We start from the raw sequence: 299 nt of genomic DNA on the forward strand, positions 1-299 counted from the left end.
GTAATAACGCTGCAAACTCTTACAGGAAAGCATTCGATAAAGCAAGTACCTGTAATGGCTAAGCAACAACGTACGCAGCAGGTTGTTAGAAACCAGCAAGGACAGCAAGGCCATATGGTACAAGAGGTATTTGATGACAATCTTCTACCGGACGCAGCCGAAATCGAAAAACTTTATGCTATTGATCCGCATATTTTAGAATGGCTTAAACAATCTGCGGATAAAGAACAGGCATTTAGACATAAAGCTTTTGACACTAAAACAGATTTGGTGAGAAGTAACGAAAAAGGAACTCGGAG

1 protein-coding gene is annotated in these 299 nt (G+C 40.5%); it reads left to right on the forward strand.

Features of this window, described 5'->3' with window-relative positions; genetic code table 11:
• Positions 1–54: 54 nt before the first annotated feature.
• On the forward strand, positions 55–299 hold a 245-nt coding region (locus SB752_RS32215), incomplete at its 3' end, for a hypothetical protein (RefSeq protein ID WP_410719468.1).

The organism is Brevibacillus sp. SIMBA_040, from assembly GCF_046535075.1.
In the GTDB taxonomy this organism is placed as follows: Bacteria; Bacillota; Bacilli; order Brevibacillales; family Brevibacillaceae; genus Brevibacillus.